Annotated in this window: 11 protein-coding genes; 3 read left to right on the top strand and 8 right to left on the bottom strand. The window is 49.4% G+C overall.

Features of this window, described 5'->3' with window-relative positions; all coding sequences use genetic code 11:
• Positions 1–172: 172 nt before the first annotated feature.
• The gene (locus tag AC52PS_RS03200; protein WP_495561590.1) at positions 173–1918 is read left to right on the top strand and encodes an ATP-binding protein; all 1746 of its coding nucleotides are present in this window, start codon (positions 173–175) and stop codon (positions 1916–1918) included.
• A 13-nt stretch (positions 1919–1931) separates the two neighbouring features.
• Here AC52PS_RS03200 and AC52PS_RS03195 read toward each other — a convergent pair whose 3' ends face one another.
• Positions 1932–2720 (bottom strand): type III pantothenate kinase, encoded by a 789-nt coding sequence (locus AC52PS_RS03195; RefSeq protein WP_495561589.1) that lies wholly within the window; start codon positions 2718–2720, stop codon positions 1932–1934.
• Positions 2721–2773: 53 nt separating this feature from the next.
• On the bottom strand, positions 2774–3856 hold the full coding sequence (locus AC52PS_RS03190; protein ID WP_495561588.1) for a metallophosphoesterase: 1083 nt from the start codon (positions 3854–3856) through the stop codon (positions 2774–2776).
• A gap of 234 nt (positions 3857–4090) precedes the next feature.
• Here AC52PS_RS03190 and AC52PS_RS03185 point away from each other — a divergent pair, with 234 nt between their 5' ends.
• Complete coding sequence (locus AC52PS_RS03185; RefSeq protein ID WP_495561587.1) at positions 4091–5929, top strand: hypothetical protein; 1839 nt, start codon at positions 4091–4093, stop codon at positions 5927–5929.
• Between the two features lie 13 nt (positions 5930–5942).
• Positions 5943–7097 carry a hypothetical protein gene (locus AC52PS_RS03180; RefSeq protein WP_495561586.1) on the top strand — a complete coding sequence of 385 codons (1155 nt, stop codon included), beginning with the start codon at positions 5943–5945 and terminating at the stop codon, positions 7095–7097.
• Positions 7098–7115: 18 nt separating this feature from the next.
• On the opposite strand, the gene AC52PS_RS03175 is transcribed toward AC52PS_RS03180, so the two are convergent.
• The 6 genes from AC52PS_RS03175 to AC52PS_RS03150 form a co-directional block, all read right to left on the bottom strand.
• On the bottom strand, positions 7116–8720 hold the full coding sequence (locus AC52PS_RS03175) for an adenylate/guanylate cyclase domain-containing protein (RefSeq protein WP_495561585.1): 1605 nt from the start codon (positions 8718–8720) through the stop codon (positions 7116–7118).
• A gap of 201 nt (positions 8721–8921) precedes the next feature.
• Positions 8922–10595: a MinD/ParA family ATP-binding protein gene (locus AC52PS_RS03170; RefSeq protein ID WP_495561584.1), complete on the bottom strand. Its 1674-nt coding sequence runs from the start codon at positions 10593–10595 to the stop codon at positions 8922–8924.
• 57 nt (positions 10596–10652) lie between these two features.
• On the bottom strand, positions 10653–12500 hold the full coding sequence (locus AC52PS_RS03165; protein ID WP_495561583.1) for an ABC transporter ATP-binding protein: 1848 nt from the start codon (positions 12498–12500) through the stop codon (positions 10653–10655).
• A complete protein-coding gene (locus AC52PS_RS03160; RefSeq protein WP_495561582.1) occupies positions 12500–14383 on the bottom strand; it encodes an ABC transporter ATP-binding protein in 1884 nt (627 codons plus the stop codon). The genes AC52PS_RS03165 and AC52PS_RS03160 overlap by 1 nt, the downstream gene beginning before the upstream one ends.
• Positions 14384–14751: 368 nt before the next feature.
• Positions 14752–16338 (bottom strand): putative bifunctional diguanylate cyclase/phosphodiesterase, encoded by a 1587-nt coding sequence (locus tag AC52PS_RS03155; protein WP_495561581.1) that lies wholly within the window; start codon positions 16336–16338, stop codon positions 14752–14754.
• A 141-nt stretch (positions 16339–16479) separates the two neighbouring features.
• Positions 16480–17940 carry an aminoacyl-histidine dipeptidase gene (locus AC52PS_RS03150; RefSeq protein ID WP_495561580.1) on the bottom strand — a complete coding sequence of 487 codons (1461 nt, stop codon included), beginning with the start codon at positions 17938–17940 and terminating at the stop codon, positions 16480–16482.
• Positions 17941–18563 lie beyond the last annotated feature (623 nt).

Genomic DNA, 18563 nt, shown 5'->3' with positions numbered 1-18563 from the left:
CTGAAAGATGCAACGATCAGAACCCAGGGTATGGAACCGAACCTGCACGATCTCCCATGGAATAAACCTCATACTCCCTGTAATACTCCTCATATCCTTGTGATATTCCCAAGCGGAGACTTAACTGAATTTAGATCGAGATCGAACAGGATGTAAATTTGGCGGATTGTCCATGAATAGATCAATACATACTCCATTGACATTGGTACTTCTCCCGGCCGCGCTTTGCTGGCTTTTTGCTCTCAGCGCCATCCACACACAAAACGCTCCCAGGCGAAGCGAGGAAAGAATGCCCGCGGAAGTGGTGTATGGAATTGTGCCCGACGCTCATCCCACCACGTTTGTGGATGAACGGGGTGAACCTTCGGGAATGTTTGTGGACCTATTCAGCAGAATTCTCACGGAAGAGGACTATAGGGTACGCTATGTGGTTGCCGATTTTCCGGAAATTTACGCCATGCTGGTGCGGGGAGATATCGATATGTTCACATCCCTATCCCGCAGCGAGGAGAGGGAAGATCTTTTTCATTTCTCCGAAAGTCCAAGTACCGTAGCCTGGTCTGAGTTGTTTATCAGCCAGGATAATCAATTCTCCGGAATAGATGAGTTGCGAAATAAGAATATCGCCCTGGTACGGGGAGTTAGCCAGACGGATGCTTTCAGACGCGCCATGGATGATTTTGGAGTACAGTTCATCGAGATACCGGTGGCCTCTTTCGCCCAGGGTGCCGATATGGTGGTTAACTCCCGGGCATATGCAATGGTGGCATATAACTGGTTCGTTCTGGATGACCCCCGGGTTAAGCCAAGCGGCTTCAGTTTTCAGCCTACAGCAGGCTATCCGGCATTCAGTAAAACCTCCCGCAACCGGGAGCTTGCCCGCCTGGTTTCCCAAAGGCTGTCTGATTTGAAGAACGATCCCGATTCATACTATTATGAGCTCTACAATAAATGGATTCTCTCAACAGAAGAAACACTGCTGCCCTGGTTTTCCTCAGTAATTCTTATAACCTCCTTTGTGGTATTTCTCCTGATCCTCTTTGTCGTCCTTCTCCGCCGGGAGGTTGCAAAACGTACCGCACAACTTGCCTGTTTAAACCGGGATTTGGAACAGCGGGTGGAAGAACGTTCCCGGCAGCTATTGGAGATGTCCCAAAAAGCCCGTCAGGAAGAGACTATGCAGGCAGTATCTTCAATGATTGCCGGCCTCACCCACCGGATCAATACACCTCTGGGCAATGCAATCACCACGGCTTCGATAATTCAGGAGCACTTACAGGTTTCAGAGAAGCAGCAGGAAATACCGACCCCAAGCACGAAAGAAATACGCCTGAAAGAAGCCAGCTCTCTCCTGGCTGGAAACCTGGACAGCGTCCAGCAGCTTATCGAACGGTTCAAGGATATTGCCGTTCCCCTGGCGGGAAACCGGGAACAGGAGGTCGACTGCGGGGATTTTTTTCTATCTTTGAAAGAATACACAGATACAATTTTGGGCGAAGGGGACTGGGAACAAAGATGGCAGGCAGCCCATGGGAAAATCAGGATACATCCGGCATTTACCCTGTATATTTTCGAGCATCTGTTCAGCAATATCCGTGATCACGCCTATCCTGGAGCGGGAGGCGGAAAGATTGACGTAGATGTGGTTTTATCTTCGGAGAAAGAAGATTCCGGTAAAAGCGAGTATGAAATTTCTGTCAGAGATTATGGCCGGGGTATTCCCCCGGATGCACAGGAAAGAATATATGAACCCTTTTTCAGCGCAGCGGAATCCGGCTCCTTTAACGGGCTGGGTCTCACATCGGTGTATAACCGGGTGATCGATGGATTGGGCGGTGAAATCAGCTGCAGTTCAGTCCCAGGTGAAGGCACCTGCTTCACCATCCGGGTCCCTTCAACCGGCAAACAGAAGGAGTAAACATCTGCTGCACTCAGGTGTTGCGCTGGTATACCTCTCTAATTCCCTTTAAATGCAGCCATGGTTCCCGGTAATCAAAGCAGCTGCTAATGTCACCGATTACGTGATGCAGCCCTCCGGTGGCAACAACTCCTACCTGGCCCTCCATCTCCGACTTCACCCGCTCCACCATTGACTCCACCAGTCCGGTGAAACCGAATACCACACCAGACTGAATAGATTCTATGGTATTGGTTCCAATAACCCTGGACGGCGCCTCCAACTTGACATGGGGCAGCTGGGCGGTATCTCCCGCAAGTGCCTTCAGTGCCCCGTTCAGTCCGGGAGCAATTGCAACACCAAGAATCCTGGCATCGTAACTGACCATGGTAAAGGTGAGCGCGGTACCGAAATCCACGATGATCGCACCCTTTGTTCCCTCTTTCAGTTCCATGTTCTGCTTCAGTTCATTCACCAGGCGGTACCCCGCAACCGCGTTGGCCACCAGATCCGCCCCCAGTTCCCGGGAATTATCAATGGAGATATCGAGGCCTGTATCAACCCCTGAATGAACAAAAAACGGATCTTTTCCCAATAGTTGGTTGCTGAGCCGGGTGAATGTATCCACAAGTTCCGGGACTACCGAAGCAACGGCCATTGCCTCGATTTTTTCCACAGGAATGCCGTCACGCTGGAGGAACGGACGGATAAGCATTTCATATTCATCACTAGTACGGGCCCCCACAGTACGAAGCCGCCAGTGGCTGAGCCATTCCTGCCCGGCAGAGATTCCAATTGCAATATTCGAATTTCCTATATTCACACATAAAAGCATGCATGCAGAATACTACAGCCGCCTACCCTGTGCAATATTTTTCATTCGGCCCAGCCGGAGAGTTCGGGGCCTCCTAGCAAACTGATGCGGGTGAATATATAATCAAGGCTGTCTTCTTTCATCTTGACCTTGAAAATCCCTGAGTCCCCCAATTCCTTGGGTTTTTTGGTATAGCTTTCCAGGTAACGTTTCGTACGGCCTGCATCAAACCAGTGACGCAGTAAAATATTTCCCTCTTTTAACTCAAGACAGGTCATTCCCCGCTTCCCCACAACGGTACCCGAATTGAACATACACGGAACCACCAGATTGGCATTGTAGAGGCTGTTTCTCTGCTCAAAACGGTTATCCTGCTCCAGAACAGACTTGAGCTGGATTCTCAGATCAGAGATTTTCTGTTCCACCTTCTTCCGTTTCTCATCGGATGTTTTCGGATACTTCCGGCAGAGCCTTTCAATTTCGAAGCGGATGCTGTCAGATTTGGACATGGATTCGAAGAGGGGACGGTGAGTGTGACCGATAATGCTTAAAATCTTCATTTCCGAGCTGAACTGATATACCCGTTTTTCTGTTGTAAACCGTTTCCGACTGGAATGACTCACCGCATAGTTTTTGATATTCAGCGGGTTCGCCAGATACTTGAGGGCATAATGGATCAGTGGATTGTATTCACGATATCGGCGCATGGTCTGATGACCGTGGAAAATAAACAGTTCGTTTCCCTTATATTCCAACCTCAAGGCCTCATACAGGGGGTAGGGATAGTTTTTAGCATCCACAAGTTCAAGATCATGATTTCCAATAATCTTATACAATCCGGGACCATCTCTGAATGCATCCAGGAGTTGAAAAAATTCCCTCCAGTTTTCATAGATTTCCTGGAGAGGAAATCTGAGAAGTTCTTCAATATCGCCATTGAGTATCAGCGTATAGTCTTTTTCCAGATAACTCCGGAGTACCTTCAGAAACATCTGTGAGTTGGGGGCAAAATCATCGTTGCGTTTGCCATTGCCCATGTGCAGATCGCTGAATATCAGATATTTGCGTTCCGGATCCAGGGGCCAAACCGGTGTCCCGTGGTAAACCTTTTCAAGGTAGTCGAAGCTCTCATGATGGCGTTTCATTTTCATAATCAAATCAACCGAATATTAAAATATGATGAGTCGGTTCCCCCTTTGTCCAATGTATGCACGAGAGAGAGGATTTTGCAACAATGAATGTGAAAACCACGCCTGTGGGAAAAATCCTTTTATTGAATTTTTCCGGGCTCATCAAACCCTCTATAAATAGTATATACTGTCTGCTATGGTTTGCAGCATGCTTTATGCTATACTATCTGCTGTATACAGAGGTAATACATGTCGTTAGTTCAACCGGGCTTTGTAACATATGACGAGAAAGAGCGGGAAGCATTTCTATCCCAGGTGGGAAATTTCACACCCGTAGAACGATCCATCTTCCACAAATTATGTAGAGTATGGGAACCCCTCATATCGTTCAACCGCTTCAGTTCCATGATCAATCGGGATACCGCCAATGCGAATGCTGAACTCATGCGTCTCATGGCCAAATTGAGCAAAAGCCGGATGGGTATTATCTCCACGATCATTCATGACGGCACCCGGGAATCCAAGGGCATCATTGTCTGCGAACCCGGAGAACAGATTTTTTATTCATATCTTCTTGATGAAGAGCTCCTGGATGTGTTTGAAAATGTGCTCCTTCCCATGCCCACCAAATCTGTTCTGGAAGATAAAAACATCATTATTCCCGATGAATATATTACCCCTTCCGATTTCAAGACAATCGCCTCCATGTATGTAAACAAGCAGCTGCAGGGTACTGAGATTTTTTCCCTTGCGCTGGGTAATGAGCCGGGCGACAGTTTGCTGTTTACACGAAATGCCATTAAGCGTCTCTTAACAATTCACATAGCGAAGACCCGGGGATACTTTCAAAGCAGCAATTTTCTGGCGCTGATGGGATCTGTAATGCAAATGAGCCTTACCGAGCTGCGCAGCAAACTGTCCGCGAAAAATCCCGAATTCTGGAAATCCCTGGGCATTGCAATTTTAGAACACCGGGCCGATCTTCAGGCTCAAAGAAAAGTAAAACTCCCGGATGATCTCTTTCCTGTCAGCAGTTTTCTCAAGGAATTCCTCAACGCCCAGATTGAGGTGGCCAGGGAGCGGAAAAAACAGTCGGAAGAACGGAAACAGGATATGAAAGCACTTGAAGAGATTATATCCAAATCCGAGAGCCTGATGGTTGCCGAAGGATTATTTGAGAGCCATCTGGATGCTATGCGGGAAAAGTATGGTGATGAGTTCACCTCATTCCGCAGAGAGTTTGAAGATACCTACCTGAAACCGGAAAGCCATAAAAATCTGCCCACAATTTTGAAAATAGAGGGCAACTATATCCATGAGGATAATATCAAACCTCTGTTTCTCCAGCGGGTTGAAAAATTGGGGAAAGAATTGTACCGGACATATCTTCCACTGATGTCCAAGTATATCCGAAGTAACCGTTCCGACCTGGCCTCAATTTTTAACTCGACAGGAACCTTCGAGCACGATATCCATGAGCGGGTCAAAGATATGGATGTACTTCTTGCATCCCTGCTGACAAAACCATCCACGGTGGCGGAAGCGTTTATTCAAAACAGCAGACAGGTAAAGGAGCTCAAAGATGTGGAGGAAATGAAATCCGTTCTTGTGGGTTTTTTCTATCCAGAGCGTATCCAGTTCAAGGAGCTGCAAGTAATATTTAATCTGGGAATCAAAGATATTTATATGCATGCGTTTCTGAATTTCGGCATTTTGAGACAGCTCATTCTCCGTATTACCGGCCGCCACGAAAGTTTCCAGAAGAAGTTCGGAGATCAAATGCAATCGATCTACAGACGAATGGTCAACGAGGCAGCTCTTCCTGAGCATTACAGCCCCCAACGGAAAAGTGCCCGGCAAGAGCGAAACCTCATGGGGACATCAGCCGGATCCCGAGCATTCGGCTCACGGTCCACCGCTGCCCGCAAACTTTCCAACGGCCGATCCTCGGGTAAGAACGCTGCTTCGGGAGGCCGTACAACCGGGAAAAGCGGATCCCAGGCAGAGGTTATTCAAAAAAAGCGGCTGTACTCCCGGCAGGAGCAGGACAGCGCATGGTCTGAGTTTTCCAAAAGCATCAAGAAATGATATAGTCTTCCAGATGATACAGATAATAGGCGGAGGCTTGCAGGGGTGTTTTTTTGCCATTGCTCTGCAACATGAACTGGGGTATTCACCGGATGAAATACAAATATTTGATCCCGCCCCCAGACTTTTGAGTACATGGTTTTCCCGCACCGCTGCCTGTGGAATGAAGTTTCTGAGGTCAAACAGCTCTCACAGTATTCATGTGGATTTTCATTCTCTCAGACACTATTCCCGGAATGAAGGGATCGATATCTGGCATGGCGATCACTTCGCCATGCCCTACCATCGCCCCTCTCTCGAATTGTTCAACCGTCATGCGCTGGCCATGGTCGATGCATACAATTTGGAGCAGTGCCATGTTGTCGACAAGGTAATTTCAATAGATCCCGCAGGGGGAGTGGAAACCGCCTCCGCATCGTATCCGGGAACGGTGATCTACGCCGCAGGATTTGATCACGGCGGGCTTAGGTATCCTCAAGATGATTTCATCGGCGACTCGAAAAATCATCATGTGTTTGACCCTGTCTATATGGAAGCACCTGAGAGAATTCCGGAATACTCCCAAATTATCGGCGGAGGTATATCCGCACTCCAACTTGCAATTTCCCTTGCTCAGCGTGGTGCCCACCCCATGCTTATTACCCGTCGGCCATTGGAAGTCTTCCGCTTCGACTTCGATCCCTGCTATATCGGTCCCAAATGTCTGCCGGGTCTCGATCGCCTGGAAAGGGAATCGGATGGAGATCAACGGCGCATTGCAGAGATTATCCAGGGCAGATTTTCAGGAACCATTCCTCAGGAAATTTTTGAAAGATACCGGGAACTGCTTTCTCGGGGAGATCTGGTGCATGAAATAATACCGGACTATCCGATGGAAGAGAATATGGTGAAAGGGCATTCAGGACATAGAATTTTCTGCACGGGATTTCATATGTGGAACACCCGTCATCCCCTTCTGGAAAAACTCCGGCAGGAGAGTTCACAGAATAATGAACAGCTGCGGACAATTCAGGGCTACCCGATTCTTGGAGAAAACCTTATGTGGGGGAACAATCTTTTTCTCAGCGGAAGCGCTGCAATGTACCGCCTGGGTCCCTCTGCTCCCAACATTATCGGAGCACATCTGGCATGGAGACGGATAAAAAACGCACTGCAGCAAAGCCTGTAAAAATGGGGAGGGGCGCACCTACCCCTCCGGATCTGCTTCTTCCAGCTCCACTAAGTCTTCCACGGTTTCGACGTTCGTATCATCATCCGGATCCTGGAGTCCAACAGCTTGAACTTCCTGAGGTTCAAGATCCTGAACGTCATCCAGTTCTTCTATTTCCAGCGCACCCTCCAGCTGCTCAAGTTCCTGCTCTTCCAGTTCTTCAACCTGGCTCATCTGGTATTCAAGAATGCCATTTTTCAGGGATGAAAACACCAGGGGAAACACCACATTAAAGAAATACGCCCGTTGAACCATATGGAATTCCCGTTTTTTATAGTTCTCTATAATCGTACTCCGCTCATCCTTCATCGTTTCCTCGTAGCTGCGGAACGGCTCTTCACTTCGCTCGTACTCAGGATTCTGCTTCACGATATCCTGATAGGTCCCCATCTTGTCCAGTAGAATATACAGGCTGAAATGGATGCTCAGATCATTTTCGAATTCCCGGGGGCTTTGCTGGCCGTTTTTTTCCATCAGTTCCCGGTACTTTTTCGGGAAGATAAACTGGAGAAGATCGGTTTTCCTGATCTTCACCCCTTTCAGCTTCAGACGATTCTCAATTGCATTAATTACATAGCGGTTTCCCCGGTAGTATTGAATCAGCTCGAGAATTCGCTCTGCACCGGGTTCGCTCATGAGCAACAGGGATTCCACCTGATCCGCAATACTTGTGGGGAGGTTGGGATTTACCTGTACGCTGTAGCTTCTGAACTGGGCGTTTTTCTTCTCTTTAATATTTACATTGGAAAAAAGAAACACCTCTTCATCCTGAATATCCCTGTAGGCGGAATTCAGAAGCTGGGCTTCTTTGCGGATGCGGTTGCAGTAGGAGTCCACGTACCCGTAGGTGTCCAAAATTTTGTAGAAATCCTCTGATATCCGCACCCCTCCCACCGGGGCGGTGGTTTCCATCCGTTTAGCCAAGATTACCGGCAACCCGATTACATCCCACTGCTTTGCTCCGTCGGGGCCGAAATTGCCCACGGTCACTTCTCCGATCGATGCACCGATACGTATTCGAATTTGAAAAAACGCATTGAAACTGTCAGAGAGTTCTCCTTTTGCCCGGAGGGCTTCTATTATCGCAAAGGCATCTTTCAGAGCCTGTCTGGCCTTGTCGGTTGCACCGGCATCCAGGAATTTATCGTTCGCCTGGTTGAAAAGGGAGCACACCCTCTGCATTTCAATACAGGAGTAAAACAGTTCTTTTGCAATCAGTTTAATTTGCTTTTCAAGCTCAAGCCCTTTCATTTTCGGGTCCAGGCTGCCGCCGAAATGAAACATCATGCTGTCGCCTTCAATCTTGTTTAAGTATCCCCCTCTGCGAAGGAGAACACTCTGGAAGGCGGTATACAGACCATTCAGGAGCATCTGGTTTTCTTTGGGGGTGAGAAATTTCGAGAGATATGTGTAATCCGCAATATCAATAAATCCAATGCCGATATGGGTCTCTTCGGTTACCTCGGGAATTTGGCCCCGCTGTAGAATGGCATCAATTAATTGGGCGGGAAGGTAGTATTCCTCAATCTCTTTTCTCAGCTCAAAATTTTCAGTTTCAGTCTTCGCGTGTTCCTGTTCCATTGACTTCATAATAAAATATTATCGGACAGGGTGCTACTATAAATTATTCAGAGGCGGGTGCTATAGTGATATTTCTCAGAATTACTCAGAAAACTTGATATATTTCGGGGATGAATCCCAAAGGACAATCTAATGGCCGAACTTGAGCGAACATTTTTTGCCCTGGTACCCGGGCAGCAGACCGGCCAAAGGGGGGAGTATTTACCGGTCAATCTCCATACGTTCCTGAAGGTTTGACCAGCCCTTACGGATCTCGGCGGCAGCCTTATTGAAACGGATTCCCACATGAACGCCCAGCCCCGCATTCAGAAGATCGTGCATCAAACCGGATAGCATATTCAGATACACATCCCGGCGCACTCTGCCCCCTTCATCCCTGAGGATTATTTCCTGAAGACTATGTTTCTGGGCCAAACGGGACAGCTGTTTTTCCACCAGGGGAAACATATTTTTGATAAGACGGAAATAACTCTCATGATAGCTGTCATCCTTTTTCAGTAACAGCATAATCTGCCGCTGTCTATCCCGGACGATCTTGCCGTTCTGCTTTTTTTTGGGGACAAATTTGTCTATGAGAGACTTCACCCGGTCATGGTCAAGGAGCTTTAATACTCCCAGATGGAAGAAGCAGAGTCCCAGGCTTTTACGCAGCATGGTAAAATCAATATCGCCGAAGCGATCCTTAATTCGGGGGTCCTGATGACGCTGGAGTAGACGGTTCATCAACGCGAAGCTTTTGAGAAGTCTGCCTTGAATAGATGTGAATCCCCGTTTCATTTGTTGAAACATAGCTGAGGTCGGAGAAAATCCCTGATTCCGCTGATACAGATCCAGAATTTCATCGATAATAATGAGACTGTCTCGCACAGAACATCTCAGAGGATTGGTTATCTGCGCCTTTAGATACCGTTCTGCTTCCGGTTTAACCGACTCGGGAAACACCCGGTCCACGGACATGGAAAAAAGGGATGCGCAATACTCAAATGCCTGCTCCACCCGGGGTTCGGCATATTCCTTGAGCAGATAGTACCGGAGCATTCGACGGTGAATAAGGGGTAGCCGGGGATTATCATACACGGGGATAACCAATTCATGGATGAGCATTAAGGCTTCCCGGATCTTATAGAGCATATCCAGACGAAAATCATTTCCCGCTTTCAGCAGGTTCAGGGCGGGATCCGGGGGGACAAAGGCAACATGACGAATTTGTTTTTCAACATTCCCATCCAGCTGAAGATCTTCAGGCGCATAGCGGTTGTAATTTCCCAGGAGATCCCGGGGGTTGAATGACGGGTCGGCCCCGGCTTCAAACTTGTTATTCCAGATATCGAACTGGAGGTCTGGGTTCACTTCCAGGGCTGCCTTAATATAGCCCCCTGCGGACACATGGCTGGTGGGTTCTGCATTGGTCACCACTAAAAGCCTTGCCAGATGGGGAAGTAGTACCAGATTCTCCTCCTGAACGATTCCCGCAGGCAAATCAAGAATAATGCAGTCATACCCCGCATCCAGATCGCTGCTGAAGCGCTGAAAAAGAATTTCCGGCAGGGAATTATGCCGGGAAGCTGAACTACCTTGGCGAACCGCCCCGGAGTGGGGAAAAAGGAGGTCCAGTCCAGGAAAAATGTTCAGGCTGAAGTCCTTCAACACCCCGGTAGCGGGATCGGAGCTCACCCGGGAAAGCCGGGACTGTTCAATATCCAGAATGGTGCCCAGATTGGAGAGGGGATCCAGATCGATAAGTCCCGTACGCAGTCCGCCTCTGGCGGCCAGCAGTGCAATATTCAAGGCGGTGGTGGATTTACCCACCCCGCCTTTTCCCGATCCCACGGCGATTAATTTATGTTCCAATGTTCCGGTACCCAGTTTGCTCATAACCATAAGCATAGCCCCATATTGCAGGGGCTATCAAGCACCGGAACTGAGAAATCCTTATCCTGCGTCGCCCATGAGGCGGAATTCCGCCTCCTCCATAAACTGCTGCCGGTACATCTGGGCATACCTGCCTCGAAGAGCAATCAATTCGTCATGGGTACCGTCTTCCAGGATCCGCCCCTGATGAATTACCAGAATTCGGTCCGCCTCCCTGATTGTGGAAAGACGGTGTGCAATAACAAAACTGGTCCTGTTCTCCAGCACCCGTTGTACTGCACCTTGAATGAGCCCTTCGGTTTCCGGATCCACCGAAGATGTTGCCTCATCGAGTACAATAATTCCCGGATCCGCAAGAATGGCCCGGGCAATGCTGACAAGCTGTTTCTGACCGGTGGAAAGATGACTTCCGCCCTCTCCCACCAGAGTGTCGTAGCCTTTTTCCAGCTGCATAATAAAGTGATGGGCGTTGGCCAGACGAGCGGCCTCAACCACCGCTTCATCCGGAGCCTCAAGATTTCCGTAGCGGATATTTTCCCGAACGGTAATATTAAACAGCTGGGGACTCTGCAGCACATAGCCCAGGTTTTTCCGGAGGGCGGGAAGCCCCATGGAGCGGTAATCCCCACCGTCTATATGTATTACCCCTTCCGTCGGCTCATAAAACCTGCAAATCAGGTTTACTATTGTGGTTTTTCCCGAGCCGGTTTCACCCACAAGGGCCACCGTCTGACCTGCCTGGATGTGGAGATTAAAATTCTCCAGCACCCGCTGGCCGCCCCGGTATTGAAATCCCACATTATCGAAGCGTATGTCCCCGGCAATTCGCGGGTATTTCCTGCCGGCGGGCTCCACAAGTGTGCCCCATGCGTCTATAACTTCAGGGTCATCCACAATGCTCTCTTTCGTCCTGATCATGCTCAGCACCCTCTCACCTGCGGCACGGGCAGATTGCAGTTCGCTGATCACCCGGGCTATTTCACTCAAGGGATCAAAAAACTGAATGGTGTAGCTGATAAACGCCAGGAGCGTACCATAGGTAATGATATCCCGCTGAATCATATCGCCGCCGAACCCAAGAGCCAGGGCCGTGCCCACCGAACCGAGAAAGAGCACCAAAGGAAGATACAGAGCGGAAAAACGGGCTGAGATAACCGATGTCTTGCGCATCCGGGTGCTCAGGCCGGCAAATTCACCGGCGCTTTCCTCTTCCCTGGCCAGGACCTTTACCGTGGGTCCACCCTGAATACCTTCGCTGAACGCCGCGGATATCCGGGAATTATTTTTCCGCACCAACCGTTGAGATTTAAGAATTCTGTCCTGGAAATAGTAACTGGCAACCGCCAGCACCGGAACAACCGATAGAGTAATTACTCCCAACAGGGGGTTCAGGATGAGCATCACTAACGCAATTCCCCCCATCATCGCCATCCCCCAGATCATGTCCACGATCCCCCAGGAGATTACTTCTCCCAGACGCTGACAGTCTGAGGTCATCCGGGTCAGAAGCCATCCCGAAGCTTTTTTATCGAAAAATTCGAAAGAAAGCCGCTGAAGTTTGTTGAATCCCCGTTCCCGGAGGCGGTAGACAAGCCCCATCTCCACCAGCCCGCCCAGATGTATCAGGAGGTATACGTTCGCAGACTGAATGAGGGAGATGGCTGCAAAAATCGCTGCGAACAGCCCCAATCCCTCTGTGGTGCGGGGTACCACGAAGTTGTCCACCGCGTAGCGGGTCATGAGAGGAAACAGTACGTCAATACCAGCAACCACCAGCATAACGATTGCCAGGACAATAATCTTGCCCCGGAACTCCAGGGAATAGCCCAGGAGTTCCTTCCACATGGCCAATTGCTCGGCTCTGCGCTGTTTTTTCAATAATCTGTTCTTTCCAATATGATGTTTCATTATTCTGCTCCAACCAGTATGTCGCCTTCGCTGCCCCGTTTCTGCAGCTCCCAGAGTCTGCGGTAGAGGCCCTCGCTGCGGCTCAACTGCCGATGAGTTCCCATCTGACTGATTCGTCCGTGTTCCAGCACCATGATTCTGTCCGCACCGGCAATGGTACTCAGGCGGTGGCTGACGATCAGGGTGGTTGCCCGGTTCTGCCGGGAGATCAGGGTGTTTCTGATCTTTGCGTCGGTTTCCGCATCCAGGGCGGAGAGGGAATCGTCGAACAAATACACAGGTACATCCTTGATCATCGCTCGTGCAATGGCCACACGCTGCTTCTGTCCGCCCGAAAGGGTTACCCCCCGTTCTCCGATTACCGTATGGTAATCCTGTTCGAAGCTGCTGATAACGTGGTGAACCTCCGCTTCCCCCGCCACTCTCCGGATTTCATCCATCAGCGCATCGGCCCTTCCCATTTTGATATTCTTTTTGATACTGCCGCTGAACAGAAACGGTTCCTGGAGCACGTATCCCAATTGCTTCCGGTATGCCTGGAGATTCATATCCCTCAGTTCCCGATCGTCTAGATAGATATTCCCCCGGTATCCGTCATACAGACCGGCAAGAAGATGAAGAATCGTGCTTTTCCCCGAACCGGTTGGTCCCAGAATTCCCACGGTCTCACCTGCGCTGATTTCAAAGCTCACCCCTGCAAGAACATCCTCCACCGGTTTCAGAAGCTGCTGAGTTCCCTCCTCCGGGCTTTTCCTCCGATGTGACCGGATGTTATCAGCCTGAGCGTCGTCCCGGGGATACCCGAAGCGGACATCCTCGAACCGGATTGCACCGCTGATCCGTTCTGAAGCCCCCCGGGCATGAATATCCTCGATATCCGATTCGAGAATTTCATTGATCCTGCCCACGGAGACAAAGGCCTTCCCCATATCCACCAAAATCCTCCCCATTTGCCTCAGAGGCCAGAGAATCATCCAGACATAGGAAAGAAACACCTGAAGCACACCCAGTGTCACCGTGCCGTTCACCGCCCAGATGCTCCCCATGGTGAGAACCAGGACCACCTGTCCCATGCTGAACATGGACGTGGCTCCCCAATACATGGCCAGCAAATCAATCAGCTTTCCGGTGGTTTTCCGGTAATCCTGATTCAGCAGCTCGAAACGGTCTATTTCGTAGCGCTCCCGGCCGAAGGCTTTCACAACCCTTATTCCCGTAAGATGCTCCGACAGCATGGCCGAAAGCCGTCCTTCGCTTTCATCGCTCAGGGTGAACACCCGCTGCACGTTCCTGAAAAAGAAGTAGCTGAAAAACAGTGTCAGAGGAATAATGGGCAATGTCAGCCATGCCAGCGGAATGTGAATGGTGAACATGAGACTCAGGGCAATGGCAAGCATCACCAGAGTATTTCCAATCTCAATCAGCTGAGTCTCCAAAAATCGGCGAATAGTATCCACGTCGCTTGTACAGCGTTGAATGATGTCTCCAGTACTGGCTCCGGAAAAAAACCTGTACGGCTGGCGCTGAATATGCCGGAACAAACGGTCACGGAGCTTTTTTATGCTTCCTTCGGCTGCCCTGGCCGCAAGCAGTTTAGCTGCAAAGGTAAACAGCCCCTGACCGGCCACAATCGCAATGAGCACAAGCGCCGGAATATGCAGACGGTTTTTAAGATACTCAATTCCCCCCAGGCGGATAAAAATTCGGTCCACAAGAAGCGAAGAGTCCAACGGCTGGCCGTTCAGCAAACTGTCGATGGCGGTTTTGATTACCAGAGGGCCGCTGTAGGCAAAAAACGTTCCAAGAGATATGGCCAAAAGTGCCAAAATGTACATGTAACGGTGTGCGTGAAGAATACGCAAAATTGATTGAAAGGCTTTCATACAGAATTCCTGTTGATACAAGACAGAACGCAAACAGTGCGGCAGTAAAATACAGACACTGATACAACGACACAATGTATTAGGGGGAGAATATTGTTGATGTCAGGAAAAAATCGGCTTTGTCAGCCTCTGTAGGAGGTCAGAGCTGAATCCAGGAAGCCACGATCATCAACAACAACTTCGCCACGGTTTCTCAACGCGAAAAAGATATGGATAGCTGTCATCATGAAACGCCTCCTGCGATTCTATTGGAATGTTATAATTAATGCTGGTTTTTCAAATTGTGTCAAGCGGGGTATTCGGGAATTTGAAATAAAGTGGAAAATATTTCTAAGGTTTTTCCAAATTTAGCCCCATTCCACGGAAAATCAGTTAAACAGGTCCTCAATTTTATTGAAATGGGAAGGATCGCTCAAAAATTTTGCAAAGTCATCCGCTTTCATGGGACGGGCAAAAAAGAATCCCTGGAAACTCCGCACACCGTATCCCAAAAGATACGCCAGGTGATCCATCTCCTCCACCCCCTCGGCAACCAGACCGAAGCCCAGCTCTCGGGCCATGGCAATAATCGTGCGGATAATGACCTTCTCCCGTTTCTCGCTTCCCAGATTCAGTACAAATGATTTATCGATCTTTATCCGTTTGATGGGCCTCTGGTGCACATAGCTCAAACTTGAATACCCTGTTCCGAAATCATCGATGTAAAAGTACACTCCCTCATCGTGGAGCTCCCACATGGTACGGATCATCTGATCCGGGTTTTGTGCCAGGGAACTCTCGGTGATTTCGAAACGGAAAATATCCGATGTGAGGCGGTTGTTTTTCATGGCGGTACGCACGGTATGGGTAAGGGTGTCGGAATGGAACTGCCGGGTGCTCAAGTTCACAGATACTGCGGACATTTTCAGCCCATCATCCAGCCAGGTCCGAATCTGCTCGGCTACAGAGTAGATAATCCAGTTGCCGATGGGAATAATCAGCCCCGTTTCTTCTGCAATGGGAATGAAACGATCGGGGGCTATGGTTCCTTTCTCCGGATGATGCCAGCGGATCAAAGCCTCTGCTCCGATGTCCGAGATCTTCCAGCGTCCCTGCCCCTTAATAAAGAGCGAACCGGGTTCATCCTCCCCGGCCTCCTCCATGTGAATGATGGGCTGATAATAGATTTCAAACTGCTTGCCGATCTCCTGTATCGCCTGCTGTTCCAGAGCTTTAATAATGCTGTTCTGCAGGTCCATTTTTTCAATCACCTGGTCCCGGAGACGGGGATGGTAAAAAATAATCTCTTTTCCATGCTCCTCGGCAAACTGAAGGGCGATATCCGCGTTTTGAAGGAGGTAGCTTTTTTCCCGTCCGAACTGGGGATACAGGGATATTCCGATATGGCAGTCAATGTGTATATTATGGCCGGTGAGAATATGGGGTTTGCGTATTTCCTGGCGAAGCTTGCGGCCGATCATGGAATACTCTTTCATGTGCAGATTGTCGTTGAGTATCACCATGAATTCATTTTCCCGGCTGTGATAAATCTGGGCGTCCTCCCCGGCGGTTTCACTGATGCGGCTTGCGATTTGATACAGAATCCATTCGGTCATTTGGGGTTTCAGAGTAGTTTGGATGGCGGTAAAGCTTTTATCCAGCCGGATAAAAAACAACGCTCCCCGGTGTTCCTCCAAATACTCAATATCCTGTGAGAGAGTTTCGCCCAGATCTTGAATCATTCGGGTGTGGTTGGGGAGACCGGTAATGCGGTTGGTCTGAACCTTGGCATTCAAATCGTTCCGCCGCTTCCGCTCCGCCTGCAGAAGCTTGAGAAGATCCTGGTTTCTCTGGTTCAGCTCCACTTTTTCCGTCCGGAGGTTCCGCAGTTTGGTCACAATTTCGAAGATCTCCGCCCGGAGAGGCGAATCTTCGGGCAGTTTTGCTGCCAGCACCTGTAGCTTCCGAATACCCATGTAGCATCCTCGATGTATTAACTGTCAGTTCCGAACAGAATTATTCATTTCGGTAACTGGTGGAAAAATCACTGTATCTCACACTTCTCTGTGTATGGGGCGGAGGACACCTGATTTCTGTCCACAGATACCTCCGTATATTCAGAATGACACAAGCAATTCCAGAAAAAACTGAAACACCCGTTCTGCGGAGGAAATATGCACCCGTTCATCGGGCGTATGTGCCCCCCGTATATCCGGTCCCAGAGAAATCATCTCCATTCCGCCGCATTTTGCCCCGATTACTCCACACTCCAGGCCTGCGTGAATCGTTGTTATTATCGGCTGCTTTCCGGTCTTTTTTGAATACGCATTTACTGCATGTGCAAGTAAACTTGAATCGGGATCGGGCTGCCAGCCCGGATACTCCCGGGTAAACTCTGCGCTGCCCCCCGCAAGGCGGAAAGATGCCGCCACACGGTTGGAGATATCGCTGACCTGACTGGGGATATCTGACCTCTGAGATGTGAGAATTTTTACCGATGAATCCTCAATCCGAAGTGAGGCAAAGTTAGTACTCGTGGAGACCAGCCCGGGAACGGCTCTGCTCATCCCTTGAATTCCATGGGGAATGGTGTACAGCATATTGCTCAGTGTTTCCAGGGATTCAGAACTGATTACCCGCTCAGGATAGTCAATCTCAGAACCGCTTTGCAGCTCTGCACTTACCTGAATATGCTTTTCCGTTTCACCGAATTCCTCTCTGAAAATATCCTGAAAACGTTTGGCCAGCTGGCGAATTTGGGCTGCGGCGGACTCATCAACAAGGAATTCCATGAATGCTTCCCGGGGGATTGCGTTGTGTTTGTCACCACCAAAAAAGTTATAGAGTTTGACGGGAAAACCTTTGAGTTCGTGAAGAACCCTGGCGGCACACAGCAAAGAGTTTCCCAGTTCCCGATGAATTTCAGCGCCGGAATGTCCCCCGTTCAAACCGGTTATGCTGATTTTCCCTTTTGCAAGATGTTCCGGAGCCGGCTCCCAATCCAGCGGCAGCGTACCAATGGTTTCCTTGCCCCCGGCACAGCCGATATAAAAATACCCTTCTTCTTCGCTATCGAGGTTAATAAGGATTCGGTGGTTGATAATAGATGGATCCAGATCGGTGGCGCCGGTGAGACCGGTCTCCTCGTCCACGGTAAACAGCAGCTCAAGACTGCCGTGGGGAAAATCCCCTTTCATGAGAGCCAGCATACAGGCAACCGCAATTCCGTTATCCGCCCCCAGGGTGGTACCGTCTGCGGTCAGCCACTCCCCGTCCACCTTTAAGCTGATGGGATCGGTTTCGAAGTTGTGTCCGGTGCCTTCGTTCTGTTCGCAGACCATATCCACATGGCCCTGAACCACCACACCGGGAAGATGCTCATAGCCCTTGGATGCAGGGAGAACCACCACCCTATTCCCCACCGAATCGCGGCGGATCTCAAAGCCCCTTTGTTCGGCGGCGGATTCTATATATGCAAGAATGCCCTCTTCACATTTTGAACAGCGGGGAATTTGGGAAATGGCGGAAAACTCTTCCCATAAAATTGCCGGTTCTCTGGATGTTAATGCGTCTATCATGCTGTACTCCTATATGTTTTGTCTGTAATAACGTCTTGAGCCCTAGACCGTAGCAGGCGCCGGTCTTTGCCGGTGCAGTCGGTTCACGGACCGTGACAATAGGCGAATCGGACTCAAACTCTTTGCTATAGCGCCCAATTTTCCAGCTCCAATTCTTCAATCCGTTGAAAATCTTTTCCTTTTTCGTTACAAGAACTTGAGCTGAGCGATTTTCCAGTTTAGAAAAAAATACCTCCATGTGGTGTAATGAATTAAACCAAACACACCCAGGAGGTTAGTACATGGTGCCTGCAAAACCGGATTCCGTCAAGTCCCGGTTAGATTCCTGCGAGATTACAGCCAATAAACTGCACCGCTTTAATCGGCTTCATGATGATACATCATATTATCGGAAGCTAAGGTACACAGCAATCACGGAAATCATGTCCCACCGGATATCAGCACCTTGGAACATATGATCCCTCAGCTCAGGTATGGGTTTGTTTTATTCCGTTTCCCGGGTGTGAAGGAGTGTAAATTGGATTTTTTTCATTTTTCCTTCTTGCTACGTCTTTTAGCCGCTGTTGAACTAACCCACATAGGGTGCGGTGGTGCCGCTTGAATAAAGCAGTCATAATCGAATT

The organism is Salinispira sp., from assembly GCF_059431795.1.
Note: the sequence above shows the minus strand (reverse complement) of the source record. Positions and strands in the feature narration are given on the sequence as shown.

Bases quoted from the DNA above. Each gene is read 5' to 3' on its own strand.
- AC52PS_RS03200 (WP_495561590.1), top strand. From the start codon at position 173: ATGAATAGATCAATACATACTCCATTGACATTGGTACTTCTCCCGGCC.
- AC52PS_RS03190 (WP_495561588.1), bottom strand. From the start codon at position 3,856: ATGAAACGCCATCATGAGAGCTTCGACTACCTTGAAAAGGTTTACCAC.
- AC52PS_RS03185 (WP_495561587.1), top strand. From the start codon at position 4,091: ATGTCGTTAGTTCAACCGGGCTTTGTAACATATGACGAGAAAGAGCGG.
- AC52PS_RS03180 (WP_495561586.1), top strand. From the start codon at position 5,943: ATGATACAGATAATAGGCGGAGGCTTGCAGGGGTGTTTTTTTGCCATT.
- AC52PS_RS03175 (WP_495561585.1), bottom strand. From the start codon at position 8,720: ATGGAACAGGAACACGCGAAGACTGAAACTGAAAATTTTGAGCTGAGA.
- AC52PS_RS03170 (WP_495561584.1), bottom strand. From the start codon at position 10,595: ATGAGCAAACTGGGTACCGGAACATTGGAACATAAATTAATCGCCGTG.
- AC52PS_RS03165 (WP_495561583.1), bottom strand. From the start codon at position 12,500: ATGAAACATCATATTGGAAAGAACAGATTATTGAAAAAACAGCGCAGA.
- AC52PS_RS03160 (WP_495561582.1), bottom strand. From the start codon at position 14,383: ATGAAAGCCTTTCAATCAATTTTGCGTATTCTTCACGCACACCGTTAC.
- AC52PS_RS03155 (WP_495561581.1), bottom strand. From the start codon at position 16,338: ATGGGTATTCGGAAGCTACAGGTGCTGGCAGCAAAACTGCCCGAAGAT.
- AC52PS_RS03150 (WP_495561580.1), bottom strand. From the start codon at position 17,940: ATGATAGACGCATTAACATCCAGAGAACCGGCAATTTTATGGGAAGAG.